This window comes from Opitutaceae bacterium TAV5, assembly GCA_000242935.3.
Taxonomy (GTDB): Bacteria; Verrucomicrobiota; Verrucomicrobiia; order Opitutales; family Opitutaceae; genus Geminisphaera.
This window is the reverse complement of record CP007053.1, coordinates 2,705,143-2,730,291: the sequence shown is the minus strand read 5'-3', so window position 1 is coordinate 2,730,291 and position 25,149 is coordinate 2,705,143. Positions and strand designations below refer to the sequence as shown.

24 protein-coding genes are annotated in these 25,149 nt (G+C 64.9%); 17 read left to right on the top strand and 7 right to left on the bottom strand.

Translation table 11 applies throughout. The features are described 5' to 3' along the window. Positions 1–37 precede the first annotated feature (37 nt). The 10 genes from OPIT5_11970 (at position 38) to OPIT5_11925 (ending at position 11,651) form a co-directional block, all read left to right on the top strand. Positions 38–2,068 carry a heparinase gene (locus tag OPIT5_11970; protein ID AHF90816.1) on the top strand — a complete coding sequence of 677 codons (2,031 nt, stop codon included), beginning with the start codon at positions 38–40 and terminating at the stop codon, positions 2,066–2,068. A gap of 29 nt (positions 2,069–2,097) precedes the next feature. Beyond that, positions 2,098–4,035 carry a heparinase gene (locus OPIT5_11965; protein AHF90815.1) on the top strand — a complete coding sequence of 646 codons (1,938 nt, stop codon included), beginning with the start codon at positions 2,098–2,100 and terminating at the stop codon, positions 4,033–4,035. Positions 4,036–4,329: 294 nt separating this feature from the next. Beyond that, positions 4,330–4,647 (top strand): plasmid stabilization protein, encoded by a 318-nt coding sequence (locus tag OPIT5_11960; GenBank protein ID AHF90814.1) that lies wholly within the window; start codon positions 4,330–4,332, stop codon positions 4,645–4,647. 87 nt (positions 4,648–4,734) lie between these two features. Then, positions 4,735–6,159, top strand: a complete 1,425-nt coding sequence (locus OPIT5_11955; GenBank protein ID AHF90813.1) for a polysaccharide pyruvyl transferase — start codon at positions 4,735–4,737, stop codon at positions 6,157–6,159. Between the two features lie 78 nt (positions 6,160–6,237). After that, positions 6,238–7,176 carry an anchor protein gene (locus OPIT5_11950; protein ID AHF90812.1) on the top strand — a complete coding sequence of 313 codons (939 nt, stop codon included), beginning with the start codon at positions 6,238–6,240 and terminating at the stop codon, positions 7,174–7,176. 14 nt (positions 7,177–7,190) lie between these two features. Then, a complete protein-coding gene (locus OPIT5_11945) occupies positions 7,191–7,946 on the top strand; it encodes a type II secretion protein (protein AHF90811.1) in 756 nt (251 codons plus the stop codon). Next, the gene (locus OPIT5_11940; GenBank protein ID AHF90810.1) at positions 7,859–9,238 is read left to right on the top strand and encodes an N-acyl-D-glucosamine 2-epimerase; all 1,380 of its coding nucleotides are present in this window, start codon (positions 7,859–7,861) and stop codon (positions 9,236–9,238) included. The genes OPIT5_11945 and OPIT5_11940 overlap by 88 nt, the downstream gene beginning before the upstream one ends. Before the next feature lie 151 nt (positions 9,239–9,389). Beyond that, positions 9,390–10,052, top strand: coding sequence for a metal-binding protein (locus OPIT5_11935; GenBank protein ID AHF90809.1), 663 nt, complete (start codon positions 9,390–9,392; stop codon positions 10,050–10,052). Further along, positions 10,049–10,951 (top strand): hypothetical protein, encoded by a 903-nt coding sequence (locus OPIT5_11930; protein AHF94321.1) that lies wholly within the window; start codon positions 10,049–10,051, stop codon positions 10,949–10,951. Before OPIT5_11935 ends, OPIT5_11930 begins: the two co-directional genes overlap by 4 nt. 43 nt (positions 10,952–10,994) lie before the next feature. Continuing rightward, positions 10,995–11,651 carry a lysine transporter LysE gene (locus OPIT5_11925; protein ID AHF90808.1) on the top strand — a complete coding sequence of 219 codons (657 nt, stop codon included), beginning with the start codon at positions 10,995–10,997 and terminating at the stop codon, positions 11,649–11,651. 22 nt (positions 11,652–11,673) lie between these two features. On the opposite strand, the gene OPIT5_11920 is transcribed toward OPIT5_11925, so the two are convergent. The 6 genes from OPIT5_11920 to OPIT5_11895 all read right to left on the bottom strand — a co-directional run bounded on the left by OPIT5_11920 (position 11,674) and on the right by OPIT5_11895 (position 15,889). Next, positions 11,674–12,510: a shikimate 5-dehydrogenase gene (locus OPIT5_11920; protein ID AHF90807.1), complete on the bottom strand. Its 837-nt coding sequence runs from the start codon at positions 12,508–12,510 to the stop codon at positions 11,674–11,676. 82 nt (positions 12,511–12,592) lie between these two features. Then, positions 12,593–12,697 (bottom strand): hypothetical protein, encoded by a 105-nt coding sequence (locus OPIT5_11915; protein AHF94320.1) that lies wholly within the window; start codon positions 12,695–12,697, stop codon positions 12,593–12,595. Positions 12,698–12,728: 31 nt separating this feature from the next. Next, a complete protein-coding gene (locus tag OPIT5_11910; GenBank protein ID AHF90806.1) occupies positions 12,729–13,832 on the bottom strand; it encodes a peptidase in 1,104 nt (367 codons plus the stop codon). Between the two features lie 133 nt (positions 13,833–13,965). Then, positions 13,966–14,559 carry a LemA family protein gene (locus tag OPIT5_11905; protein ID AHF90805.1) on the bottom strand — a complete coding sequence of 198 codons (594 nt, stop codon included), beginning with the start codon at positions 14,557–14,559 and terminating at the stop codon, positions 13,966–13,968. Between the two features lie 118 nt (positions 14,560–14,677). Beyond that, positions 14,678–15,433 (bottom strand): hypothetical protein, encoded by a 756-nt coding sequence (locus OPIT5_11900; GenBank protein ID AHF90804.1) that lies wholly within the window; start codon positions 15,431–15,433, stop codon positions 14,678–14,680. Positions 15,434–15,598: 165 nt separating this feature from the next. After that, a complete protein-coding gene (locus OPIT5_11895) occupies positions 15,599–15,889 on the bottom strand; it encodes a calcium-binding protein (GenBank protein ID AHF90803.1) in 291 nt (96 codons plus the stop codon). An 82-nt stretch (positions 15,890–15,971) separates the two neighbouring features. Between OPIT5_11895 and OPIT5_11890 the strand changes: the two genes are divergently transcribed. The 4 genes from OPIT5_11890 (at position 15,972) to OPIT5_11875 (ending at position 18,567) form a co-directional block, all read left to right on the top strand. After that, the gene (locus OPIT5_11890) at positions 15,972–16,208 is read left to right on the top strand and encodes a hypothetical protein (protein AHF94319.1); all 237 of its coding nucleotides are present in this window, start codon (positions 15,972–15,974) and stop codon (positions 16,206–16,208) included. Positions 16,209–16,473: 265 nt separating this feature from the next. Continuing rightward, positions 16,474–17,241, top strand: coding sequence for an HAD hydrolase (locus OPIT5_11885; GenBank protein AHF90802.1), 768 nt, complete (start codon positions 16,474–16,476; stop codon positions 17,239–17,241). Between the two features lie 230 nt (positions 17,242–17,471). Further along, positions 17,472–18,236 carry a hypothetical protein gene (locus OPIT5_11880; protein ID AHF90801.1) on the top strand — a complete coding sequence of 255 codons (765 nt, stop codon included), beginning with the start codon at positions 17,472–17,474 and terminating at the stop codon, positions 18,234–18,236. A gap of 106 nt (positions 18,237–18,342) precedes the next feature. Further along, a complete protein-coding gene (locus OPIT5_11875; protein AHF90800.1) occupies positions 18,343–18,567 on the top strand; it encodes a Hydrogenase expression/synthesis hypA family in 225 nt (74 codons plus the stop codon). Positions 18,568–18,582: 15 nt separating this feature from the next. Here OPIT5_11875 and OPIT5_11870 read toward each other — a convergent pair whose 3' ends face one another. Beyond that, a complete protein-coding gene (locus OPIT5_11870) occupies positions 18,583–19,626 on the bottom strand; it encodes a LacI family transcriptional regulator (protein ID AHF90799.1) in 1,044 nt (347 codons plus the stop codon). A 118-nt stretch (positions 19,627–19,744) separates the two neighbouring features. On the opposite strand from OPIT5_11870, the gene OPIT5_11865 reads away from it, so the two are divergent. The 3 genes from OPIT5_11865 (at position 19,745) to OPIT5_11855 (ending at position 25,077) form a co-directional block, all read left to right on the top strand. Continuing rightward, entirely contained in the window at positions 19,745–20,623 is an 879-nt protein-coding gene (locus OPIT5_11865) for an anchor protein (GenBank protein ID AHF90798.1), read from the top strand. Positions 20,624–20,658: 35 nt separating this feature from the next. Then, a complete protein-coding gene (locus OPIT5_11860; protein AHF90797.1) occupies positions 20,659–21,411 on the top strand; it encodes a hypothetical protein in 753 nt (250 codons plus the stop codon). 123 nt (positions 21,412–21,534) lie between these two features. After that, the gene (locus tag OPIT5_11855; protein ID AHF90796.1) at positions 21,535–25,077 is read left to right on the top strand and encodes a hypothetical protein; all 3,543 of its coding nucleotides are present in this window, start codon (positions 21,535–21,537) and stop codon (positions 25,075–25,077) included. The last annotated feature ends 72 nt before the right edge of the window (positions 25,078–25,149 follow it).

Here is a 25,149-nt window from a genome sequence, read left to right as displayed (position 1 = left end):
TTGAGGCAAACCTTCCCCATCCTCCTCCTTTCGCCACATGGACAAACCCGCCCCGCCTTTCCTTCCCCTCGCTTTCCCGATCCTCCTTGCCCTTCTGCTGGCGCTGATCTTTCCCGGTCCGCCTTCCGCGGCCGCATCCGCACCGGCCTCCGGCTTCGCCGCCCAGGTCGACGCCCTTCGCGACCGGCTTTCCGAACCCGATATCGCCGCGATTCTTGCCCGCGCCGACGCACTCGCGGGCAGCCCTGTCCTGGAGCGTTCGTTCTCGATGGCACAGATGGCGGAGCTCTCGGCCGCGTCCGACCGTCGCACCTCCGACGCCCGCTCCAAGGGCGAGGCCGTCCGCGGCCGGCTTTCCGATGCCGACGCGGAAAAATTCGCCATGGCCTCCGCCGACATGGGCATGTCGAGCAAGATGCTTCAGGAACTCCCGCTCCTCGCCGCCGCCTGGCGCCTCACCGGCAGGGAACCGCTCCGCGACCATCTCGAACGCCAGCTCCGCGAGCTTGTCACCTGGAAACCCTTCCAGCGTCCCGGCTGGACGCTCTCCGCCCGCAAGGACCCGCTGCCGGCGCGCGGCGACGGCGTGTGGCTCGCCACCGGCACCCTGCTCCAGGCGCTCGCCATCATGCTGGAAATCCTCCCGTCCGACACGCTGCCCGCCGATCTCGACGCCGCCGTCCGCCAGCGCATGGCGGAGGAAATCCGCCTCTCTTTCAGCGACTGGAAGGACGAAGTCCCCTGGTACGTGAAGAGCGGCAAGGCCAACTCCAACCAGTGGGTCGTGCCCGCCAGCGGCATGCTCGTCGGCGCCGCCGCGCTCGGTCGCGACCGGTTTGCCGACGCGTATCGGCTCGGCGCGGACAGCCTCCGCCGCAGCCTCGCGCTCGCCGGTGACGACGGCTCTCTCAACGAAGGTTATACCTACGGCATGGCCTGGACGAGTTTTTCGCTCCTGCTCGCCCGCCACTTCGCCCTGCAGGCCGGAGACGACACGTTTGCCGGCCAACCCTTTTTCAGGAATTTCCCCGACTGGATGGCGCTCAACTTCCAGCCCGGCGGCAACCCCGTCAATGCCTTCGACGGGTTCAATGCCCAGCGCGGCAACCGCGCCCTCAACGATCTCACGCGGCTGGCCGGCGTTTCCGGCAGCGCCCCGCTCGCCTGGGCCGTACGGCACGAACTCGGCTCCATCCGCCGCGATTTCTTCGGCCTCATTGCCCTCGGCGAGCTCGCCCGCGCCGGCGACCGGATCACGCCGCCGCCGACCTCCGGACTTTTTCAGCGTTCCCACATGTTTGTCTGGCGCCAGTCATGGGATCGCTTTGCGTCCGGCCTCTGGGTGCGCGGCGGCGACGCCGAGGATTTTCACACCCACCACGACCGCGGCCACGTCAACTTCATCGTCTCCGGGATCCCGGTCCTCATCGAATCCGGCACACCCGGTTATTCCAGCAAACGCAAACGCCCCGACTACGACTCCACCCTCGGCCACAACGTCCTCACGCTCGACGGCGATACCTTTCCGCTGGCCGCGCCCGCGCCGGTCACCGTCTCTCGCAATACGGCCGACGGCGGCGAACTGGCCGTCGACCTCCGGCAGGTTTATCCGAAACTTGCCGAAGCCCGTCGCGATGTTCGCTGGACGCCGCGCACCCTGCACGTCACCGACACGCTCGCCGCCTCCTCCGGCGCCTCCCCGGTGACGCCTGCCTGGCGCTGGCACTTCGCCAGCGCCGAACCCGCCCGGATCGAACGCATCGACGAACGCCGTTACCGCATCGGCATCCCGGCCGGCCGCATCGTTTTTCCCGGCTGGATCGGTCCCTGGCAGGACCCCGATTTTCCGCGTCCGGAGGCGGACGACATTCTCCTCACCGCCGCCGTCACGATGGAAATCGCCGCCACCGCCCCGCTCACGATCGAATCCATCACCCATCCCGACCACACGCTCAAATTCCGCCGCACGGAAAACCCGCACACCACGCTCGTCGTCCGCACGCCGGAGGCGGTCGGCAACCTCACCGTCACCACCACCATCGACGTCACGCCGCCCGCGCAACCGTAGCCCTCCCCGCCCCCGCGCAACCTGCTGCCATGCATCGCCTCTCCGTTCCCGTTTTCGCGCTCCTCTGCGCCACGGCGTTATCGTCGTTCCGCGGCGAGTCCGCCGACCTCGCCGCCTTGCCGCTCCAGCCCGTCGGAGCACTCCTCGATCGCGCCGCCAACGACTCCGATCCCGCCGTCGCCGGGATTCGCGAAACGCTCATCGCCCGGGCGCGCGCCGACGCCGCCAAACCCGTTATCCGCCGCGCCCGTTCGATCGCCGATATCGAAACCTCGCGCGTGGCTCTCAAGCCCACGGTCGCCAACGCCCGCCCCGAAAACCGCGAGACCTTCGCGCTCGCCATGTTCGACGCCGACTCCGGCAGCGCCCTCTCCACCGAACTCCCGCGCCTCGCCGCCGCGTATCGGCTTACCGGTGACACCGCCCTGCGCGACCGCCTCTTCGCCCAGCTTGCGGAGCTTGCCACCTGGAGCCCTCTGCAACGCCCCGGCTGGACGCTCGGCAGCGCCGGCAGCAAGCCGCTCCCGCCCGGTGGCGACGGCATCTGGCTCGGCACCGGCTGGCATCTTCGCGGCATCGCCGACGCGCTCGACCTCCTTCCGTCCGACGAAATCCCCGCCGACCTGCGCACCGCGCTCGATGCGCTCCTCGACCGCGAGATCGCCACCATCCTCGCCGACTGGCGCGCGCAGCGCCCGTGGTTTGTCAAGAACCCCGCGCCCGCCAGCAACCAGTGGGTGCTCCCGGTCGAAGGCCTTGTCCGCGCCAGCCTCCATCGCGGCGCCCTGCGCGAGGATGCCCCGCCTGCCCTGCGCGACGCTTACGACTTCGGCGTGCACTGCCTCATGCAATCGCTCGACTCGCAAGGTTCGCTCGGCGAGTTCCGCGAAGGGCTCACCTACGCCGCCATCACCGTCAAAGGCCTTCTTTCCTCCGCCCGCGCCATGGCCCGCGCCGGCGACGACCGCGCCCTGCGCCACCCGTTTCTGGCCAACACCGGCACCTGGTTCGCCCACCATATCCAGCCCGGCGGATTTCTCGTCAACGCCTTCGATACTCTCAACGGCGCGCGCGACCAGCTTCGCATCTTCGACAACGTCTTTGCCGAGATTGTCGTCAGCACCGGCAACCCTCATGCGCTCCAGGTGCAGCGCACCCGCGGCCTCACCGGCAACCACACCGACGCCCTTATTGCCGCCACGATTCCCGGCTCCCTTGCGCAGCCGCCGCCGCTTTTCGCCGCGTACCCGACGGCCGCGCGCATCGTCTGGCGCAGCAGTTGGGACGACTCCACGGCAACCGGCGTCTGGATACGCGGCGGCGAGGCCGGCGACCGCCACGACCACCAGGACCGGGGACACGTCAACTTTATCATCGGCCGCCAGCCGCTTCTCATCGAGGCCGGTGCGCTCAACTACGCCACGCCCGGCTTCGGCGTCCGCTTTCGCGGCGTCCCCGGCCACAACGTCCTGCAAGTCGGTGATCCCTCCCCTGAGCAGATGACCGTGGCCTGGCTGGCCCGCGCCGGCCAGATCCTCGACGACGCGCACCGCTCCGCGCCGCTCACCGTGCACCGCCTCGACGCCGACGGCGGCGGCATCACCATCGACGCCAGCCGCTGTTACGCTGCGGATGTCGTCACGCGCTGGATACGCCGCGTCGAATGGAGCGGCGAGCGGATGCGCGTCCACGACGACGTCGTTCTCGCGCAGCCCGACATTGTGCTCTTCCGCTGGCACACTGGCGAGGCGCCTGACGCTCCGGTCAGCCAGCGCAAGGACGGCCTCGACATTGGCCCGGTGCGTCTGACCTGGGAAACGGACGCCGCCCTGGTGACTCGCGTCGAAGCAGCTCCGGATGCCACGCTGCGCGCCCGCACGATTTCCGAACACGCGGTCGCCATCGTCCGCAGCCGCGAGCCGGTGACGGAATTTTCCCTCACGACCACGGTGGAGCTGGCGCGATAGCATCGATGACAACCTTGCATGATACCCATGTCATCGTTTCTTTCGGACTACACCCGCATAAAAATCCTGGCATATCTTCTCTTGCGCGCCTGCAAACGGTGACCAGATTGTCACCGTGCTCGCAACCGATATCATCGAACAAATCAAGGCGCTGCCTGCAGACGAACAGCAGAAAGTTCGCGAATGGGTGCATGCGCAGGAACTGTCCGAGACTCCGGAAATGCTCGCGGCTCTTGATGCCGCTGCCCGTTCCGCTGACACGCGAGGAACCACCCCTGTCTCTACAGTCGCACAATGGTTGCCGAACTGGATTTCAAAGTCGGCCTGACCGAGGAAGCCATTGCCGATCTTGCCGGAATCGTAAAATTTATCGCCCGGACAAGTCCCGATATGGCCAGTCATGTTGGTGCACGTTTGCTTGCCGTCGCCGACTCGCTCGCGCACCTGCCGCACCGAGGGTCTCCGGTTAAAGCGAGGAAGGACATGCGCAAGGTTTTCTGCTGGAGCTACGCCCTCTACTATCGAATCAGGACTGCGGAACGGTTGGTCGAAGTACTGCGCATCTGGGACACACGACGAAATCCGGATGAATTGATCCTGCCGCGCAAGTGAGCCGGAGGCGTTTTGCCTCTGCCTTTTTGAACGGATTCAAACCCGCCTCCTTTGCCCCCGCCATGCGGCTGCGTCCATCGTGCGTCCATGCCCGTCATCACCGACCCTCCGCCGTCCGCACACCACCCGACTGTCGCTGCCACACCGGCCGGAGACACGACCGCATCCGATCCGTACAGGGGCCTTCACCTGCTTCTCCGTTCCTCCTGGCAAACGGTCAACATCGGCGATATCGGACATTCTCCGGGTGTCCTCGCTCTCCTCGAAAAACACTTTCCCGGCGCCACCCTCACGCTCTGGCCCGACCAGCTCGACCGCGGTGTGCGTCCCATGCTCCTCCGCCGCTTCCCTCGCCTGCGTATCGCGGAGGGCACGATCGATCCCGATACCGGCCGGCCCACCACACCCGTGCTCGCCGCGGCCATCGCCGACGCCGACCTGCTTGTCCATGGCTCCGGTCCCGGCATCGTCGCCCTCCCGCACCTCGAAGCCTGGATCCGCCTCGCCGGCGGAAAACCCTTCGGCATTTACGGAATCACGGTCGATCCCCTCGGGGCGGGACCGGCGCACCAGGCCATTCCCGACGAAGGCGATACCATCGCCCGCCAGCGCCGGCTCGTTGCCCGGCTCCCCGCCGATCACCTCCCCGCACGCGAACGCCGCGTGCTCGACTCCGCCTCGTTTGTCTTCTGCCGCGATACCCTCACCCTCGATTACCTCCGCACCCAGAATCTCCGCCAGCCCCGCCTCGACTTCGCGCCCGACGGCGCTTTCGGCATCGACCTGCGCGACGATGACAGCGCCGCCACCTTCCTCCGCAACCACCGCCTCCGCGAACGCGAGTTCATCTGCGTCATCCCCCGTCTGCGTTTCACCCCGTATCACGAAACTCACGACACTCCGCCCACGCCGCGCGACGAAGGCCGCGCCCTCGTCAGCGCTCGTCATCGCAAGGCCGACATGGAAAAACTCCGCGTCCTCATCACCCGCTGGGTCCGCGCCACCGGCCTCAAGGTGCTCGTCTGCCCCGAAATGACCTATCAGGTCGAGCTGGGCCGCGACCTCATCCGCCAGAATCTCCCCGAAGATGTCCGCAACAACGTCGTCTGGCGTCCCGGCTACTGGCTGCCCGACGAAGCCTGCTCCACCTACGCCCGCGCCCACACCGTCGTCAGCCTCGACAACCATTCGCCCATCTTCGCTCTCGCCGTCGGCACCCCGACTCTCTTTGTCCGCCAGCCCAGCGACACCACCAAGGGCCAGATGTGGGCCGACGTCGGCCTCGGCGACTGGTATTTCGAGATCACCGAAACCACCGGCCTCGCCCTTGCAGAGCGCCTGCTTGAAATCCACCACAACCGTCCCGCCGCCCTCACCCGCGTCCGAGCCATCATGGACGGTGTCCGCGCCACGCAGGAGCGGAGCATCCGCACAATGCACGAAGCCGTTCCCGTCCTCGGCAAATTTGAACGGGTTCAGAAACCCGGACTTTGCACCTCCTCCGTCCCCTGACGCACCTTTCCCTCATGCCTTTCCCCGGGTCTCGCCAGTGCGAACCCGTCATCAGTCAACCCGAACCCGACCGCCTCAATGCCCATGAAAATCTCCATCAACCTCCTCCCCCTTGCCAGTCTCGCCGCCGGCCTGTTCACACTCCCGACGACAGGTCTTCAAGCCGCGATCCTCGCGTATGACGGTTTTGATTACGAAACCGGCTCCATCATCACTCCAAGCAGCACCGCCAACGGTAACGGAGGAACCGGCTGGACCAGCCGCTGGAACAGCGCGGCCGACAATCCCGCCACGGTCGTGACCACCGACAAGAACATCAGCTACACGGCCGAAGGCGTGACCTATGGTGGCGGCAACGCCATGAGCGTCTCCGGAGCGAACACCGTTCGCGCCGCCGAAAGAGTATTCAGCCCCACAGTCGTGACCACAGGTGCGGACATCTATTTCAGCTTCGTGATCCAGATCACCGGCGGCACCGCTGGCGAAGCCGTTTCGGGAGGTTTTCTCAGCGTGTCGCTGTTCGACACCGGTTTTAGTGCCGTCCAGGACAATGGCATCACCTTCAGTGGAGCCAATGCAGGCGCTCGCGTCGACAACCAGACGAAAAATGTCACCACCGCCCTCACCTACGGCACCACCTACCTGGTGGTCGGCAGGTTCAGCGGATGGGACGCCGATTCGAAAACCTACCAACAGACCTCGGTCTGGCTGAATCCCGCATCGGACGGTTTCATCGATACACCCGTTGGCTCGATCGTCACCACCTCCAGCTACGCCTCTGTAAGCACGGATACCGGCGTCGGCTCGAACGGTTACCGGGGCGTCATCCTGCGCACCAACAGCCTGGGCTCCAATGTCTATATCATCGACGACATCCGCATCGGCACCGGATGGGATGACGTTGTTCTCACCACAGTTCCCGAACCCGCAACGGCCGCATTTCTTTCCGCGCTCGGCGTCTTCGGGGTCGCCATGATCACCCGCCGCCATTTCCTTTCCCGCAACACCGCCAACTGAATCCTCTCCCCGCCATGCTACCCCGACACATACGCATCGCGTTCCCGTCTGCCCTTCTTGCCGCTCGTCCTGGCGGATGCGAACGGCGCCGCGCTTTCACGCTCGTGGAACTCCTCGTCGTCATCGCGATCATCGGCATTCTCGCCGGTATCATCATCCCCGTTGTCGGCCGGGCGCGTGACACCGCCCGGGGGACACAGTGCCTCACCAACCTGCGCACGCTGGCCATGGCCCACGCGATGTACCGCAACGAATTTCGCGGCGATTCCCCGCCCGGTACCGCCAACCCGGACCATCCGCTCAGCGAAAATCACAACGTGCCCGGCATCCAGCTTCTCCGTCGGTACTACAAACCGGGACCCAACTACATCTTCGGCGCCGGCCCCGTCTTCATTATCGAAAAAACGGAGCTCTGCCCCATGGCCGTGCCCACTCACTCACAGGCCAATTCCACCAATCCGGAACGCGGTCCCGATTACGGCATGCTGGCCCGTGACGAGAAATACGATGCGTTTTACGAGATTCCCTCCCGCACGCCCCTGTTCTGGGACGGCTGGAACCAGACATGGAATTCCAGCCGTCGCATGCCTCCGCGCCACGGCGGCGGCAGCGGCATCAATGTAGCCTTCCTCGATGGCCACACCGCTTATCTGCCCGGCTCTGACCAGCGGCTCTATACCGAATGGTGGTCCACCGCCATCACCAGGACCCAACCCGACGACTCGAAACTGGGCTCGGGCGATTTCCTCCTCGTCAAAACCCGTCCATGATCATCTCCGGGCGCTCCGGCTCCCCGCCGTCGCTTCTCTTCCGGCTGCTGGCCATCGCGCTGGCGACGATCCTCACGACGGCGGCAACCGGTGCTTCCGGCATATCTTCCCCTTGGCCGCAACGCTGGTCCGAACACCTCGACCGCGACGTCCTGCCCTTCTGGCTGGCAGACAACGAACGGACGCCATCTCCGGCCCTGCCGGAAGCCCGCATGCAAGACCGGGTTTTCTCGCTGCGACTCCGCGCATTGTATGTCCTCGCAGTCGCGCTTTCCCGGCAAAAGGACGAAGATGTCCGGAACCTTCTGCGGATGCGATTCGATCACCGGTACGCCGCGCTCGTCTCCCGTTTTTACGATCCGCAGACAGCCGACTGGCTTTCGACCGCCGACGCGGATGTACCGATCCCCGACCTGTCCCGGCAGAAGAGGGACACCGCCGACCAGGCGTGGGCCATTCTGATTCTGGACGATATCCACAGGCTCGCCGGCAAACCGGATGCGCGACGCCTCGCCGGAGAAACATTCCGGCGGATCGATTCACTGGCGCATGATGACCTGTACGGCGGTTATTTTGTCGATTACGACAATCCCCCTTCCGCCGCCTCGGCCCATCCCGACCGCGATCCGGAAAGCGTGCGCAAGCATGCCTCGACCCAGGTTCATATGATGCTCGCTCTCGCCCGCCTGCTCCGGGTCGATCCGGGGAACGCGGCCATTCGCTCGCGACTGGAAGAGCTTGTCTCGCTCGTCCCGCGCTTTGTATCCACGGAGACCGGACATGTCCGCTGGGCGCTTGGCCGTGACTGGCTCCCCGCCACATTCGCCCGCCCGATCAACAACCGGACGCTCTACGGACTCAATGCCGAGACCATCTCGTATTTGCTCAATGCCAACGACGCCCTCGGCCGCCCGCCGTCTGCCGTTCTTCCGCTGGTCGAATGCATTGCCCGGGGATTGCTTCGGGACGGAATCAGTCCGGATGGCGCCGTGTGGTACGTCGGCCCGATGGAAGGCTCCGCCGACGACCGGCGGGTCTGGTGGTGGCCGCAAGTCGAAACGGCGGCGGCGATGTGGAGTCTTTTCCGGCTCACCCGGCGCGACGATTATCTCGCCGCATTCGGGAAAGTCAGCGCGTGGGCCCATGCGCATCTCGTACCGGCCGAAACTCCGGGCCGCTGGGTCACGGTCTGCACGGCGGACGGCCAACCGCTTCCGCACACTGCCGCCGCCCACGAGATACAGACGGGCTTTCATGTCGCCCGCTGCGTTCTGGCGATAGAGAAGAACTGACGCATCGTCAGGAGCGCCCGCGAAAATCTTTTCTGGCATGATCCGGACATTCCCCGGCGCATGACCGAAATGCCGCGCGTGCTTTTCATGAGATTCCATGGGGTTTTGCTGATTGTCCGGACACCGGATTTGCCAAAAGATCCCGGTCAGCATGCACCGATCGTCCCTTTTCGGCACATTCCTGATCCAGGTGCGCGAACTGCCCTCCGCGCGGCTGCTCGATTACAGCGAGCAGGCCTACTTCGCCGCGCTCTGCGCGCAGTGCCCCAACCATGCGACCAACCACGCCTGTCCGCCGTTCGACTTCTCGCCGCGCGATTATATCGGCGGATTCCGGACAGTCTATGTGATCCGCACGAAAGTGGACACAGGGATGTATCTGAAAAATCACGACAGCAGAAGCGGCGACGCCATGGCAACGGCATTCGGGATCATGGATGACGCGAAGCAATGGCTGGGAGCATCGCTCATGGCCCTGGAAGCGGAGCCGGAGCTTGCCGGCGCGCGCGCCTCGCTGCCGGGCGCATGCAACATTTGCGCCCCCGCGCCGTGCGCACGCCAGGCCGGCCTTCCCTGCAAGCTCGGCCGGCCGCGCTATTCGCTGGAGGCGCTCGGCATCAACCTGGCGCGGCTCACCGAAGACCTCTTTGCCGAAAAAATCCTCTGGATCACCGGTGGCCGGCTGCCGCCCTGGCTCTCGCTGATCTCCGGTATGTTTGCCGACACGGAAGGCGTCGGCGACGGCATCGGACGACATTTGCAAGACGACGGATACCGGCGGCAAGCCGGCGTCTCCGGGAAGGATGCCCCATGAAAAATTCCGGATTGCGGACACCTTCCCGTTCCGGCCCGTCTTCCGGCCGCGCGCCACGCATCTGGGGCCGGCCGGACGCATGGGAACTGCGCGAGGCGCGCGGCAGCCAGGCGTGTTACCATGAACATCTGCACGACACGCTCTCCGTCGGACAAATCCTTCGCGGAGAAAGCATCTGTCGCATCACCGGATCCGAATACGGTCTCCGCACAGGCAACATCGTCTGCATCCCCGCCTTCGCGCTCCACGCCTGCAACCCGCGTGATGCGCGCATCTGGAGCTACCGCATGCTGCACGTCGCTTCCGGCTGGCTCGCCTCGCACAATCTCCGCCAGCCGCAAGGCGCGGGACCCGTCGCCGATGCCCGCACCACGGGAGCATGTTTCGCACAACTCGCGCAGGTGCTCGGCCGGGCCGCAACCGGCGCCGCAGATGCGATGCGAAACACGGAAAATGCATCTGGCCTGGCCATCGATGCGGCGCTGCTGAAACTGCTGCATTCCCTGAAAGTGCTGCCGTGGGCCGACACCGCCCTCGCGGAGAAGCCGGCGACAGGGCCGGCCTTGCGGGTCGCGCGTGATTACCTGCAAGCCCACGCCTGCGAACCGGTCGGGCTCGCCGAACTGGCGGCGATCGCGGGTCTGGATGCATGGCGATTGCTGCGAGGTTTCCGACGCGCGTTCGCGGTGACTCCGCACGCCTTGCAGCAGAGTCTGCGTGTGCAGCAGGCGCGGCGCTGGGTACAGCAGGGCATGCCGCTCGTCGAGGTGGCGCTGCGCGCGGGATTTTCCGACCAGAGCCATTTCTCTCATGTGTTCAGGCGGCACACCTCGCTCTCGCCGGGACGCTACCGCAATGCGCTGCGCCCGCATGGTCATACGGACGCCGTCAGGAACTGAACGTTGCAATTTTTTACAAGAAAAACGGACGCCCTTCCGTGGCATGATGGCCGGCGACGCGCACTCGCGCCTTCGCCGCATGTTCCGTGAATTTCTGCTCATCTCCTCCGCCCATTTTCTCGCCCTGCTAAGCCCGGGGCAGGATTTTCTTTTGCTGGTGCGCACGTCTCTGCGCCACGGCTTTCGCGTCGCCGCCGGCGCCTCGGCCGGCATCGCGCTGGCCAATGCCGTGTGGATCGGCGTGGCGATTTTCGCCATCGGGCGGGTTCGCGAATGGCCGGTGTTCATGCGCCTGCTCCAGTGGGCGGGCGCGGCGGTGCTGGTTTACATGGGCTGGCATTTCCTTCGGGTGCAGCCCGCCGGCGCGGAAACGTTGTCCGGGGAAAAACAGGCTTACGGTGAACCGGGCTGGAAAAAGGCTTTCGTGCCGGGGCTGCTTTCCGGTCTGGGCAATCCGAAAAACGGACTGTTTTACGCGAGTCTTTTTTCCGTCGGCCTGTCCCCGGAAACGCCGCTGGCGTGGCAGACCGCTTGCGGAATCTGGATGGTCGCAGTCGTTTTCGGATGGGACCTCTTCATCTGCGCGCTGACCGGACGCGAGGCCACGCGCCGGGCGCTCGCACGCTGGCAATGGCGGATCGAACAGGCGGCGGGGGCGCTGCTCATCGTTCTCGGCGTAGCCATGGCGCTCTCGTCATGAGCCGAAGAAAATCCGGGAAAAATCACCCCCGCGCCCAGGCGGCGGCGCGGGCGATCAGGTCCGCCTCCGGCCGCACGCCGGTGTAGAGCACAAATTGCTCGACGGCCTGCAACACGATGACATCCGCGCCCGAGATCGTCGGTTTGCCAAGCGACGTCGCCAGCCGGATGAGCGGCGTCTCGGCCGGGATCGCCACCACGTCGAAAACGAAATTTGCCGCGCGCACCTGCGCCTCCGGAAACGCAAGGTCGTCCGCTCCGGGACCGCCGGCCATGCCGACGGGGGTGACGTTGACCAGCAGTCCCGCAGTCGCGGCTGTGCCTGCATCGTCCGCCGCCCGTTCCGGCTGCCAGCGATAGCCGTAGTGCTGCGCGAGCGCGGCCCCGGTCGCCTCGTTGCGCGCCACGATCACGCCGTCGGTGAAACCCGCGTCGCGCAGCGCGCAGGCCACGGCTTTCGCCATGCCGCCGCTGCCACGCAGGACAAAAGGCGTGGCGGGCGGGATGCCGCGGGAGGCGAGGAGGGAGGCCACGGCCTGGTAGTCGGTGTTGTACGCTTTCAGGTGGCCGTCCGTGTTGACGATGGTGTTGACCGACATGATGCCGCGCGCCGACGGGGCAAGCTCGTCGAGATGCGGGATGCACGCTTCCTTGAACGGCATCGACACCGCGCAGCCGCGGATGCCGAGGGCGCGGATGCCGCCGATCGCGGCCGGGAGATCGTTTGTCGTGAAAGCCTTGTAAACGAAATTCAGTCCCAGCTCCCGGTAGAGGAAATTGTGAAACCGCGTGCCGAAATTCCCCGGCCGCCCCGAGAGCGACATGCAGAGCCGGGTGTCCTTGTTGATGGATGCGTCCATGAGGCCGGAATGTTGAGCTACCGGAAGGGAAGTTTGAAGTTTGCAGTTTGTTTTCCGCCGGCGGGTGAGAGTGCGTCACCTGTTACCTGTTGCGCTTTTCCCAAACCGGATGGCCGCGAAAGGGCGCAAAAGGGATACCGCGGATGGAACGTTGCGTGGCGCTTACAAGCGCCATGGAGGATTTCATTCCGCTTGAAGGATTTTGCGCCCTTTTGCGGCTACTTCTCCGGCATCGGCGGCGGCGCGGCGGGTGTGGCGCCGGCTTCGGGTTTTTCCGGACGGAATCCGGTATCGATGGCCTGAATACGTTCGGCGAGTGGCGGATGCGTGTCCCACAGGCCGGCGAGGCCGGAGCGGAAACCCTGCGCGAAGAAAAAGTGCTCGATCTGCTCGCTGCGGCCGCTTTGCAGCCGCGAACCTTCGGCGAAACCGCCGATCTTTTTCAGCGCGCCGGCGATGCCCTGCGGGTTGCGCGTGAACTGCACCGCAGAGGCGTCGGCCAGAAACTCGCGTTGCCGCGAGATCGCCGCCTGGATCAGCCGGCCGAAAAAGTAGCCGATGTAGCCGAGCACCGTGAGCAGCAGGCCGGTGACCACGATCACCGCGATCAGCCCCGCGCCGTTGTTGTTCTTGCCGCCGCCGGAAGAACGCACGCGCATGTAACGCATGTTCAGGAGCACCATGCGGCCGATGAGTCCGATGACGAGGATGCCGAAAATCACCGTCGTGAGGCGCAGGTTGAACCGCATGTCGCCGTTGAGGATGTGGCTGAATTCGTGGGCGACCACCCCCTGAAGCTCGTCGCGCGAAAGCTGGTCGAGCGTGCCGCGCGTTACGGCCACCACGGCGTCCTCCGGCGTGTGGCCGGCGGCGAAGGCGTTGATCGCCGGCTCCTTGTCGAGCACGTACACGCCAGGCACCGGCACGCCGGAAGCGAGCGCCATCTCCTCCACGACATTGAGGAGCTGGCGTTCCTTCAGGTCCGTGGTGTGCGGATCGATGGCGCGTCCGCCCACCATGTCGGCCACGGCCCGGCCGCCGGAGCGGAGCTGCGTCCATTTGAAAAGCGAGGCGAGCCCGACCACCACACAGGTGCCGGCGGCGATGCCGGCGAGGAGTTGCGGGTCCCACCAGGAGCGGACGGTCGTATCCGTCTCGATACCGGCGGTGTAGCCGTCACCGCCCTGCGGGACGAATTCGCGCAGCACGGCGATGGTCGAAAAATAGCCGACCGCCACGAGGCCGGTGAGGGCGCAGATGAAAAGGACGACGAGCCGCGCGGTGCGGCGGCGGGCGCGGGCCTGGGCTTCGAAAAAATCCATGGTATGGGAAAAATGCAGGGATACATACACCGGCGGCGCTCCGCGCCGTCCACGGCCAGGATGGCCGTGCCACTCCGGATGCGGGCGAGACGCCCGCGCCACGCGCAAGCTACGCCCCTTGTTGCAATAAGGCTCAGGTGAAGCTCACCTTGGGGGCGTTGCGTTCGGTCGGGTCTTCGATCCTGAACAGCTCGGCGGGCGTGAAGCCGAAGGCGCCGGCCAGGATCACTGTCGGGAACGTCTCGCGGCGGGTGTTGTAGGTCATCACGGCGTCGTTGTACGCCTGCCGGGCGAACGAGATCTTGTTCTCTGTGGAGGTGAGCTCTTCGGTGAGCTGCATCATGTTCTGGTTGGCCTTGAGATCGGGATACCGCTCGGAAACGACGAGCAGGCGGGAGAGCGCGCCGCCGAGACCGGCCTCGGCCGTGAGGAGGCTTTTCATGGCGTTGGGATCGGCCGGATTGGCGGCAGCGGCCTGCGCGGCGGAGGCGGCGATGTTGCGCGCCTTGGTCACGGCTTCGAGCGTCTCGCGTTCGTGCTTGAGGTAGCCCTTGGCGGTCTCGACGAGGTTGGGGATGAGGTCGTAGCGGCGCTTGAGCTGGACGTCGATCTGCGCGAAGGCGTTCTTGAAACGGTTGCGCAGGGTCACGAGCCCGTTGTAGATGCCGACGACCCAGAGGACGAGGATGAGCAGGATGGCTCCGATGACGATGAGCGGAATAAGCATGGCGGTTATGTGGTGGACGGATTGACGGACGGGTGGGTGAAGACGGACAGCATGAGGGCAAGAGCGGCGGGCATTCAACATCAACCCGGCGCCTTCTCCGGCCTTCTGCGGCGCTTGCTCAGGCCGACTCCAGCGCGGCGAGCCGGGCCCGGGCGGTTTTGATCCATTCGGCGTTCATACGGCGATAGCGTCCGTCCGCGCGGCGCGCGTGCTCGACCGTCTCGGCAAACAGCGCGCGGGCTTCGTCCGTGCGTCCCAGACGCTCCAGCAGCAGGGCGTAACGGCAACGGGCCTCCTGGCCGGAAGCGACCTTGAGCGCCTCCGCATAAACCGCATCGGCCGCCGCGTGGTCCCCCAGCGCCTCGTGCGCGCGGGCGGCGAGCAGCAACCGGCCCGGGATGTCGTGCCGCCAGCCCTGCGCGGCGAGGGGCGCCAGGGCGGCGAGCGTCTCGCGGTAGTGTCCGGCGGCGAAGTGCGCCCGGGCCAGTTCCCAGGTGAGCAGCGGATCGTCGCGCAACGTCCCGATGGCTTCATCGTGGCGACCGGCCGCCGTGTAGCACTGCGCCAGTTCCACGCGCTTCTCGATGGTGTTGGAAAACGTGAGTTCGTCCTTCAGTTTCGCGATCCGGCGCGCGGAGGTCTGCGGGAGTTTCAGCGCGACCCCGCCGCCGCTCCGGCGACCGGCACGCAGGCCGGGCAGGATTTCGACAAAAAAATAAATCAGCACGCCGGCAAACGGCAGCAGGAGAATCACCCAGAACCACAGGTAGCTGCGGCCGGTCCGGATGAGATGGACGATGCAGGCAGCCTTGGCCGCGAGCTCGATCAGCGCGGGGATGGAATAGAGGCCGGAAGAGATGCCGAGGGAATCCACCCTCCACCGGATAGCTTTCGCAACCCCGTGCCTGCAAGCCGGTTTTCGGAGCGGTCCGACAGATGGGTGTAATCGGAAATGATGGGCAGGAGGGGTGTTTCGCTTGGGATTGTAGCAACAACGGGCGCACGTGAAGTGCGCCCCCACACAGATGCGCAACATCAGTCAGTAATTGGGATCCCGATGGATACGGTGAGCCTTGATTTCGCTCACGGTGATCTTGCCGTCGCCGTCCGTGTCGATGCTCCGGAACAGGGCGACAGGATCGCCGGAACGGGCCGCGACGAGCGTATTGCGGAATTCCGACAGCGACAGATAGCCGTCGCCGTCGGTATCATAGGCTTCCAGTTTGCGTTCCACCGTTGCGTTCGTTCCCATGCAACCTCCTGACAGGCCGCAAGCTGCAAGGATGACAAGAAGCGACAGACAGCGGCGGATAGCGAAGTGGTTTTTCATCTTTCTCGTTGGTGACAGAACGGTTCTTGTGAACAGGACAGATCCTTGTTCGTAAAAGCAAATTATCGGCTTGTCCCGACATTTGTTTACGGGCGTCGCCGGAAACGCTCGTTCCGGAGGCAGATTTTTCGCGGTGAAAAAGGAACATCCGCAGTCATGCGGCGGCCCGCCGGCTTTGGAAAAGTTGAAAGCTGAAAAGCCGAAAGCCGAAAAACAGACCTTCGGCAATGGTCGCGCGTCCACACCCCCGCCGGTTTCATTTCAGCTTTCAGCCTGGATTCAGAAATTGAAACCGCTAAAGGGCGCTAAAAGTCGCTAAAGGAGAACAGGTTGATGATGAAATCAGGAGACCGTGACATTCACCTGCCGGGTGAAGGCATCGTCGGATTCTCCTGCCTGACAATGTCTTTGTTTAGCGTCCTTTAGCGTCCTTTAGCGGTTCCCTCTGCTGCGGTTTTCAGGTTCAGTGTTTCAGCTTTTCATCTGCGGACATCTTGCCCGCTTCCTCCGGTTTTCAGCTTTCCGCGCTTCCGGCTTTCGGCTTGTTTCCCGCCATGCTGCCACCTGCCCGCGACGATCTTGTGATCGGCTTCGATGCCGATGACACGCTCTGGCACAATGAATCCCTCTTCGAGGTGATGCACACGCGTTTCCGCGAGTTGCTCGCCCGCCACCATGACGCCGACGCCGCCACCGTGGAACACACGCTCTTCGCCACCGAGATGCGCAACCTCGATCTCTACGGCTACGGCGTGAAAAGCTTCACCCTCTCGGCCATCGAAACCGCCGTGGAACTCACCGCGGGCCGGATCAGCGCGGCCGAAATCCGCCAGATTCTCGAACTCGGCCGCGACATCCTGAAGCATCCTGTCGAACTCCTCGAAGGCGTGGCCGAGACCCTCGCCGTGCTCGCCGGCAGCGACCGCGTGGCGCGCCTGCTCGTCATCACCAAGGGCGACCTCCGCCATCAGGAGCAGAAACTCGGCCGCTCGGGCCTTCTCGATCTTTTCGCCCACACCGAGATCGTTTCCGACAAAAACGAGGCGACCTACGCGACCGTACTCCGTCGTCACGACATCGCGCCCGACCGTTTTCTGATGGTGGGCAACTCGCTCAGGTCCGACATCCTCCCTGTCCTCGCGCTGGGTGGCGCCGGGGCGCACATCCCGTATCCGCTCCTCTGGGCGCACGAACACGCCGAACCGCCCGCCGCCGAAGCGAGCGCGGGCCGTTTTTTCGCTCTCCAGTCCATCCGCGAACTTCCCGCCGCCGTGGAGACATGGGCGGCCGCCTCCGCCGCCGCTTGCGGCGGCAGTTCGGGGTTTGGAGATCAGGGAACTTCTGAAAATTGAACAGAAGGTAACAAAAAAAACGAAGAACAATCAAGGGTGTTCGGCGCTTATTTTATTCACAACATGTTATCAATAAATGAGTTTCAGTTCAAAATCTTCTTTGTTTTATCTTTGTTCCCTTCGTTTCCTTCTGTTCAAAAATGAATTTTTAGAACCTCCCTTTAGTTTCGCATTCGCCCTGTTCCGGTTTCCAGACTCCGGACTCCAAACCCTGAACTCCAAACCCTGAAATGTGTTGCCGTTTTGCCCTTCAGAAAAATCACGCCCGGACTGTTCTCGCCAAACTCGGAATCCTCACTGCCGCCTTCGCCGCGGGTAGCGAAGACGAGGATAACGATGCAACCCTGCCCGCATCGCGCTACAACATCGCTCCCGGCACCGCCCTCCTGGCCCTGCGCGCCACCGGTGATGCTCCCCGTTCAGGCTTCGACCTCCGGCTTTCGGCCTTTTTTCCTCGCTGGGGCCTGATTCCCGGCTGGGCGAAAGCGCCCGGCAATCCGCCGCCCGCCAACGCCCGCGCCGAAACGCTGGCGGGAAAACCGGCCTTTCGCGACGCCTTCCGGAGCCGCCGCTGCGTCGTGCCCGCCAGCGGTTTTTACGAATGGGAACGCTGCGGACGCGACCGTCTCCCGTGGCTGTTCCGGCGGCGCGACGAGGCTCCGGTTTTCTTCGCCGCGCTGCACGAAACCTGGCGTGCGCCCGACGGCGCCGTGCATCAGACCTGCGCGCTCGTCACCACCGCTGCCAATGCCGTGATGGCGCCCGTGCATCATCGCATGCCGGTGATGCTGGACGGCGACGACGCCCTCCGCCGCTGGCTCGATCCGCGCATCGCGGAGCCCGTGCAACTCGCCCCGCTGCTCGTCCCGTGGCCCGACGAACTGACCGCGGCCTTGCGCGTCTCGACCCGCGTCAACAGCGTGCGTTTCGACGGACCGGACTGCTTCGCCCCGCCCGACCCCGAGGAAGGCGCGCAGTTGTCGCTGGGCCTGTAGCGGGCGGGAACTCCGGTCTGCCGACCGGCATTTCCGTACTTTTCGGTGGCAACCGCCGCAGCGCTCCGCGTAGCGTTTCCGTTCCGCAAAACCTCCACTCCCGTTCATGGACCTCAACATCGCCACGGCCATTTATTGTTTCCTCGTCGCCGGGGTGTTCCTTGGCCTGTGGATCTATTACGACCGGCGCGACCACGCCCGCTTCGAGGCCGAACGCCGGCAGGTGTCGTTTCACTGCACGAAATGCGGCCACCTCTACGCCATCCAGGGCGAAAGCGAACAGGGCCGCTGCCCGCATTGCGGCCACGACAACCGGCGCCTGCGGTTCTGAAGGGGCAAGGGAAAGTCAGACGGCCCGTGTGGTTCTCCCCTGCACCCAACGACCGGCAATGGTAAGAACCTTGGGGTTTTCCGGGAGGCCGATTTCGTTGCTTTCCAGTTGTTCGATGACGAGATCGACGGAAGTGGCTCCAAGCCGTTCCGGCTCCGGATCGATTCCCGAAAACTCCGGGGCGCTCGGACAGCGGTTGAGCACTGCCACGCTTGTATCCTCCGGCACACGCACACCGGCTTTCGCCAGCCAGCCGGGAATATCTCCCCAGTCAAACGTCAGGATCGCATCCGGCCTTTCACTACGGAACCACGCCATGAATCCTTCCTCCGTCCATTGGCCGGCCGGCGGGATGAACACGGAAGGAAGCCCGGCCACGGCAGCGACATCCCGCTCGCCATGGGCGAGGGAAAGGAACCGCTGCCAGGCCGCCGTGATGTGAAAATACGCGCTCCGGGCATTTTTGCCGTTGTAGGCCAGGCCGATCCGCCGGCAGCCGCTTTCCCACAGGTGCGTCATGGCGGTGGCGGTGTTAGCAAAATAATCCTCGGCCACCCGGTGAACGAGCGGTCCGGCGATGAAATCATTCTGGGTGGACACGGCGAAGTTTTCCCAGTCGAGCCGGATGTCGAGCTGCGACTGGTGATACACCGCGAGCACAATGCCGCGAATGCCGCGCGCCAGAAAAATCCCGTTGATGCGCTCCGGCGTGTAGTCGGGATCGTTATACCAGAAAATCTCCGGCCGGTAGCCCCGTTCGGCCAGCCGCCGTTCCATGCCCTGAAACCGCCGTCTCACGAATACGATGTGCTTGTTGGCCGTCCGTGAAGGATGCGCGAAGAGGATGCCCACCGTCGCCTTTTGCGGAATCTCCCTTCCCTGCCGGATGTGTCTCATCAGAGTGGATACATGCGGATTGCGGCGGTAGCCGAGCTTGTCGGCGATGGCGCGGATTTCGGCTTTCTTCGCCTCCGACACATTGGGCGCGCCGCGCAGTGCCAGAGAGACGGCTGCGGTCGTGACGCCCGCTTGCTCCGCGATCTGTTTCAGGGTGATCATGATTCGGAAAACACTTCAGTTAACGATTTAACTTCCGGGCTCCTTGTCGATGCTATTCAAGCCATGCACTGTTACCCCGATCACCCGACACCTCCGTAAAAATCCCGCGAATACACCCATGAACACTCCACTATTTCGTCTCCTTGCCATCCGTGCTCTTCGCCTGTCAGGTGCCAGCGCCCTGCTGGGACTGTCACTCTCCCCGCTGCTTGTCCGGGCGGACTCCGCCACAATCGAGCCCACGACCTGGTATTACTCCGGCCCTTCCAGCGCCGTAACTTCGGGGGAAGACGGATTGACATTTACCACGAAAGCTACTGCTGACTATCCAACCAGCATCCGGCACGTTCTAACGTATTTCACGTCAACAACCTTGGCGAATTCCGGCGATTCGCTGAGCGTGTCGCTGACGTTCTCGGGGCAACTCAACAACCCAACGAATTATGCCTTCAATTTCGCATTCTATGATTCGGGTGGCAGCCAAATCCCGGAAAACGGGCTTGGTCAGGGATCGGGCAGTTCAAGCCCCTTCTTCAACTACACCGGCTACCGGGTAGGTATACGCGCCCAGGCAAGCACCACCACCCAACCCTTCGAGCTGCGCACCCGATCCGTCGCCAACGCCGTCCTCGGAAGCACCAGTGCCCATACCGGCGAGACTGCCGGTGGTCCGGCAAGCAGCACCGCGCTGACGTCCGGTGCCTCTTACAACATCACTTATACCATCACTCGCATCGACCCCGCGAATCTGGGTATTTCCATTTCCGTTACGGGAGCGGGCCTAGGTGATAATTACAACGGTTCGTGGACGGTAGCCTCAACTTACACCACCTTCGATACCTTCGCCATCACCATCGGCGGCGCCAGTGCGTTCGATTCCATCACCCTGTCGGACGTGGTGATTACCACTACGGCCATCCCCGAACCCTCCACGGTCTCCGTTCTTCTGGGCGCGGGCGGGCTGATCGCCGCCCTTGTCTTCCGCCGCCGGAGGTAAAATCCTTTGCACCGTTATCCCGCAAGGCCCCTCACATGAAACCCGTCCGCACATCCTGTATTTCCGCGTTCACCCTGATCGAGCTTCTCACGGTTATTGCCATCATCGGAATCCTCGCCGGCATCCTCCTTCCCACGGTAGGAAAAGTTCGCGAATCCGCCCGCATGGCCCAGTGCAAAAGCAACCTCCGCCAGCTTGGCGCCGCGGTCCACCTGTATGCCACCGACAACCGGAACACGTTCCCCCCCGGGGACTATAAGCCCTACACCTGGTATCTTGAGCCCTACCTGACGCCGCGCGAAGGCAACTCAAACGACAAGCAGCAGGGTAGCCTCGTGGACGAATGCCCCTCGCGCGCTTTCAGGATCAATGGCAGGATCACGCGCTCGTATTCGTGCAACCCCTTCGTCTTCGTCCGTGGCCCCGAAGCCACGAACAACAGCGGCCAGCCTCTCAACGAGAAATCGGTCCGCCCTGAAGACATCGTCCGGCCGACGGAAATCATGATGTTCGCCGATGCCATCCAGCGCGCCACGACCGAGAGCAACTGGCCCGGTTGCGCGGGCTTCCGCCTCACGGGCCTCCACGGCGACGTGATTGATCTCCAGAGTGCCAGCCCCTCTACCGCCGACGACGCGCTGCCCGACGGCCCCGACACCGAACCGGAAACCCCCAACTACTTCCGCTTCCGCCACGGCGGGAAACTCAACGCCGTGATGGTTGACGGCTCCGTCCGCGCTTTCGCCAAGGGAACCATCCGGCAGCGCAACCTTGTCATCACCTACTGATACCGACAACGATGCTGGCGACGCGCGCCACTCCTGTGCGGTCCTGGCTTCGTATCCCGACTCCGTATTCGCCCCCCCCGCTCCGGCGTGCCCTCATGGCCGCCAAGACATTCCCGCCACGTCATGCCCAGACCGTACCCGTCCATTTCCGTTTCCACATCCGGCCATGCCGCGCTCCCCGCACGCGCCCTGTTTTGCGTCGTGGCGGCGTTCTCCCTCCTTCCGCTCCGCCCGGCGGGCGCCGCCGCCGCCACTGCCGCCCAAGCCTCCGATATCCCGGCGGCGGAATTCGCATACCGGAAAAACGGAGAGTTCACGTTCGACGGCATCCAGGTTGTCGCCGGTTACTTTTCCCCCGACTGGAAACGCGTGGACCAGACTCTCTCGCAACCGGCCCCCGGATATCCGCGCGTCCTGGGAATCGACGGCGAGGAGGACTATGAAACCCGGATCGTCTTTCGCCGTGGCGGCGGCGTGTCCGGCCCGCCCGCGCTCGAGCAACGCCTCCGGCGCACCGGCCCCCACGCCTTGCAGCTCGACAGCGAGATCACCCATCCGTCCGGGATTTCCGTGCGCGAGGCGTTCATCGAGTTCAACATCCCCGCGGCGACCGGTATCGGGAGGGCCGTTACGATCGACGGCGCGCCGCACCCGCTCCCGGAAACGTTCGCCCAGGCCCGGATTGTCGCGGCGGCGTCCGTCCGCCCCCGCGTCCTGACCCTGCCCTCCGCGACCGGCACGCTAACCATCTCCGGCAATTTCAGCCTGCTCATCCAGGACGCCCGCCAGTGGAGGCGGAATGTCTTTTCCGTCCGCCTCCGCTTCCCGCTGAACAGCGGCGAGCCGCTCATGCGGACCTCCCTGTCGCTCGCCTTGCGCCACGCCCCTTCGGACAACATGCCCCTCCTCCTGGGCGAGGCGGCCAACTCCGGTTTCCGCGACGAAATCGCCGGCGACCGGCGCGGCGGGTGGACCGACCAGGGAGACCAAAACGATCTGCGCGTCCTCGCCCCCGGTCCGCTGACCGTCTCCGGCATCCGGTTCGAAATCCTCGACGAAACCCGAAACGACGGCCGCGCCGCCATCGTTCTCGGCAAAGCCGGCCAGGATTTTCTTCCCAAAAAACGCACGCTCGCGCTGCCGCCGGAAACGGCCGCGCAATCGGCCGGCTGGAACAGCCTCTACCTCCTCCACGCCGGAGCCTGGCTTTCCGGAAAAGTCGCCGAAGGCCCTCCGGTCGGGCGCCTCACGGTGCGCTATGCCGACGCGACCGAAACGACGCACGAAATCCGCAACGGACGCGACATCGGAAACTGGTGGAATCCGTATCCGCTGGCCAACGCCGCCGTCGTCTGGACAGGGCGCAACCCAAGCAGCGAAGTGGGGCTCTATCTCTCCCGTTTCGACCTCCGCCAAAAACCCGTCGCCTCGCTCGACTTCGAGACCGGCGGCCCCTCGATGTGGATGATCGCGGCCGTCAGCGGCTCCGACCTCCGCATCACGCCGGCGACTCCCCGGCGCGCCTGGACGGCCACGGCCGATCGCGACTGGGCCGCCCACGACCACCGGATGGAGGTCGAGATCGGGAGCGTATTCGATTTTTCAACGCAACTCGACGCGCCGGCCGGGAAACACGGCCCGGTGATCGTGACCCCGGAGGGACATTTCGCCTTTCGTGACCGTCCCGCAGAGCGCGTCCGGTTCTGGGGCGTGAATCTCTGCTTCTCGGCCAACTACCCCACCCGCGACGAGGCGGAGCTCCTGGCGGAGCGCCTGGCCCGGTCCGGCTACAACAGCATCCGCATCCACCACTACGACCGCGATCTCCAGCGCAAGGGCGGCGCCTCGCACGAACTCGACCCGGAAAAACTCGATGCCCTCGACTACCTGTTTGCCGCGTGCAAACGGCGCGGGCTCTACATCAACCTCGACCTCTACACCAGCCGGACCTTTTCGCCGGAAGAGTTCGCCGCCCTCGGGTTCGACGCCCCCGGCAAGCATTCGGCGACGGCGAGCGGCGACATGCACTGGCGCTTCAAGGCGCTCCTGCCGGTATCTGACGCGGCCTTTGACACATGGGCCAGCTTCGCCCGGAACCTCCTCACGCACACCAATCCCCACACCGGAATCGCCTGGAAGGACGACCCCGCCATCGCCGGGATCTGCCCCGTCAATGAAAACTCGCCCGACCACCGCATCCACAGCGATCCGGTCATCAACCGCCATTACCGGGCGGCCTTCGACGCCTGGCTCGCCGAGCCCGCCAACCGCGGCCTGCTGCCGTCAGGTGCCGCAGCCGACGACGTTGCCGGCCGCCGCGATGTCGTCTTCAACCGCTTCATCATCGAGGCGCACCGCCGGCTCGACCAGCGCATGGCCGGCTTTCTCCGCTCCCTCGGCGTACGGACTCCGCTGACCGGCGTGAACCATCGCCAAGGCCAGGAACTCACGTATCTGAGAGAAAACTACGACTATGTGGACAACCACCGCTACTGGGATCACCCGCGCTTCCTGCAGGAGCGCTTCAAGCTCCCCTTCCGCTTCAACCAGGCAAGCGCAACGGAGGCCGCGGCCGCGCTTCCCCGGGAGCTGATGCCATCCCGCATTTTCGGGAAACCGTATGCCGTGACGGAGTTCAACTACGTGCGCCCCAACCGCCACCGCTCGGAGGCGCTCGCCCTCATGCCCGCCTACGCCAGCCTGCAGGACTGGGATGCCATCTACAATTTCGACTACGCTTCCAGCCGGGCCGCCCTTGCCGCGCCCGGACGCGGCGGCACCTTCTCCATCGCCGACGACCCGATCGGCCAGTTGGGCGACCGGCTCGCCGCCGTGCTTTTTCTCCGCGGCGACATCGCGCCGGCCGCCACGCGCATCGTTTTTTCGGTGCAGGATTCCACGGCGTTCGGCCGGATCAACCAACCCTTCCCCGACGGCTTCTCCCGCATCGGGCTCGTAGCCCGCATCGGTTCCCTCACCGAAAGCCCCGCGGACATTCTGCGCGGGCGCGCGCCGGCCGCCATTGTCGTCCAGGAACCCGCCAGCCCGCGTGCGGTCGATGGGGCTCTCGCCGGCCGTGTTTTTCCCGCCAACGAAAACCTTGCCGTCCGGCTGCAATCCGAAGGCATTCTCCCGCCCGGATCGGTCAGCCCCGACAACACGCGCTACCAGAGCGACACCGGTCAGATCATTCTGGATACCTCCGCCGGCACGCTCCGGGTTGCCACCCCGCGCAGCGAGCTGTTTGTCCTTCCGCAGGACGTGCGACTCGAAGGGCATTTTGCGGCAGTCCGGAACCGGGGAGACTTTGCCACGCTAGGCGTGATCTCTGCCGACGGGCGCGATCTGGCCGACAGCCGGCGGGTGTTGGTCGCGTACCTCACCGATTCGCTCCCGGCCGGCACGCGCTTTTCCTCGGCCGACCGGCAGACTCTCGAACAGCGGGGAAAACTCCCCCATCTGGTCCGGCGCGGCGCGGCCGAGCTGACGCTGCGCCTCGCGCCCGGCGTGTCGTGGCAAGCATGGGCGGTTTCGGCGAGCGGAGCGCGCCTGCGCGAAGTCCCGCTGAGCCAGGGCGAGGAGGGCGCATGGCATCTGCGCGTGGAAACCGTGACAGAGGCCGGCACGCAACTGGCTTACGAGATCGTTCCCCCGGCCGGAGATTGAGACGCATGGTGCAGACCGGGCCTGTTCTCAGGCCGTCAGAAACCCCGGGATATACGATGACGATTCCTGTCA

What these genes read in the sequence shown, in the direction of transcription:
- OPIT5_11860 (AHF90797.1), top strand. Translation starts at nt 20,659, where the DNA reads ATGAAACCCGTCCGCACATCCTGTATTTCCGCGTTCACCCTGATCGAG.
- OPIT5_11970 (AHF90816.1), top strand. Translation starts at nt 38, where the DNA reads ATGGACAAACCCGCCCCGCCTTTCCTTCCCCTCGCTTTCCCGATCCTC.
- OPIT5_11905 (AHF90805.1), bottom strand. Translation starts at nt 14,559, where the DNA reads ATGCTTATTCCGCTCATCGTCATCGGAGCCATCCTGCTCATCCTCGTC.
- OPIT5_11895 (AHF90803.1), bottom strand. Translation starts at nt 15,889, where the DNA reads ATGAAAAACCACTTCGCTATCCGCCGCTGTCTGTCGCTTCTTGTCATC.
- OPIT5_11930 (AHF94321.1), top strand. Translation starts at nt 10,049, where the DNA reads ATGAAAAATTCCGGATTGCGGACACCTTCCCGTTCCGGCCCGTCTTCC.
- OPIT5_11915 (AHF94320.1), bottom strand. Translation starts at nt 12,697, where the DNA reads ATGAAATCCTCCATGGCGCTTGTAAGCGCCACGCAACGTTCCATCCGC.
- OPIT5_11910 (AHF90806.1), bottom strand. Translation starts at nt 13,832, where the DNA reads ATGGATTTTTTCGAAGCCCAGGCCCGCGCCCGCCGCCGCACCGCGCGG.
- OPIT5_11940 (AHF90810.1), top strand. Translation starts at nt 7,859, where the DNA reads ATGGTGGTCCACCGCCATCACCAGGACCCAACCCGACGACTCGAAACT.
- OPIT5_11925 (AHF90808.1), top strand. Translation starts at nt 10,995, where the DNA reads ATGATGGCCGGCGACGCGCACTCGCGCCTTCGCCGCATGTTCCGTGAA.
- OPIT5_11950 (AHF90812.1), top strand. Translation starts at nt 6,238, where the DNA reads ATGCCCATGAAAATCTCCATCAACCTCCTCCCCCTTGCCAGTCTCGCC.
- OPIT5_11870 (AHF90799.1), bottom strand. Translation starts at nt 19,626, where the DNA reads ATGATCACCCTGAAACAGATCGCGGAGCAAGCGGGCGTCACGACCGCA.
- OPIT5_11865 (AHF90798.1), top strand. Translation starts at nt 19,745, where the DNA reads ATGAACACTCCACTATTTCGTCTCCTTGCCATCCGTGCTCTTCGCCTG.
- OPIT5_11875 (AHF90800.1), top strand. Translation starts at nt 18,343, where the DNA reads ATGGACCTCAACATCGCCACGGCCATTTATTGTTTCCTCGTCGCCGGG.
- OPIT5_11960 (AHF90814.1), top strand. Translation starts at nt 4,330, where the DNA reads ATGGTTGCCGAACTGGATTTCAAAGTCGGCCTGACCGAGGAAGCCATT.
- OPIT5_11920 (AHF90807.1), bottom strand. Translation starts at nt 12,510, where the DNA reads ATGGACGCATCCATCAACAAGGACACCCGGCTCTGCATGTCGCTCTCG.
- OPIT5_11935 (AHF90809.1), top strand. Translation starts at nt 9,390, where the DNA reads ATGCACCGATCGTCCCTTTTCGGCACATTCCTGATCCAGGTGCGCGAA.
- OPIT5_11965 (AHF90815.1), top strand. Translation starts at nt 2,098, where the DNA reads ATGCATCGCCTCTCCGTTCCCGTTTTCGCGCTCCTCTGCGCCACGGCG.
- OPIT5_11880 (AHF90801.1), top strand. Translation starts at nt 17,472, where the DNA reads ATGTGTTGCCGTTTTGCCCTTCAGAAAAATCACGCCCGGACTGTTCTC.
- OPIT5_11955 (AHF90813.1), top strand. Translation starts at nt 4,735, where the DNA reads ATGCCCGTCATCACCGACCCTCCGCCGTCCGCACACCACCCGACTGTC.
- OPIT5_11945 (AHF90811.1), top strand. Translation starts at nt 7,191, where the DNA reads ATGCTACCCCGACACATACGCATCGCGTTCCCGTCTGCCCTTCTTGCC.
- OPIT5_11855 (AHF90796.1), top strand. Translation starts at nt 21,535, where the DNA reads ATGCCCAGACCGTACCCGTCCATTTCCGTTTCCACATCCGGCCATGCC.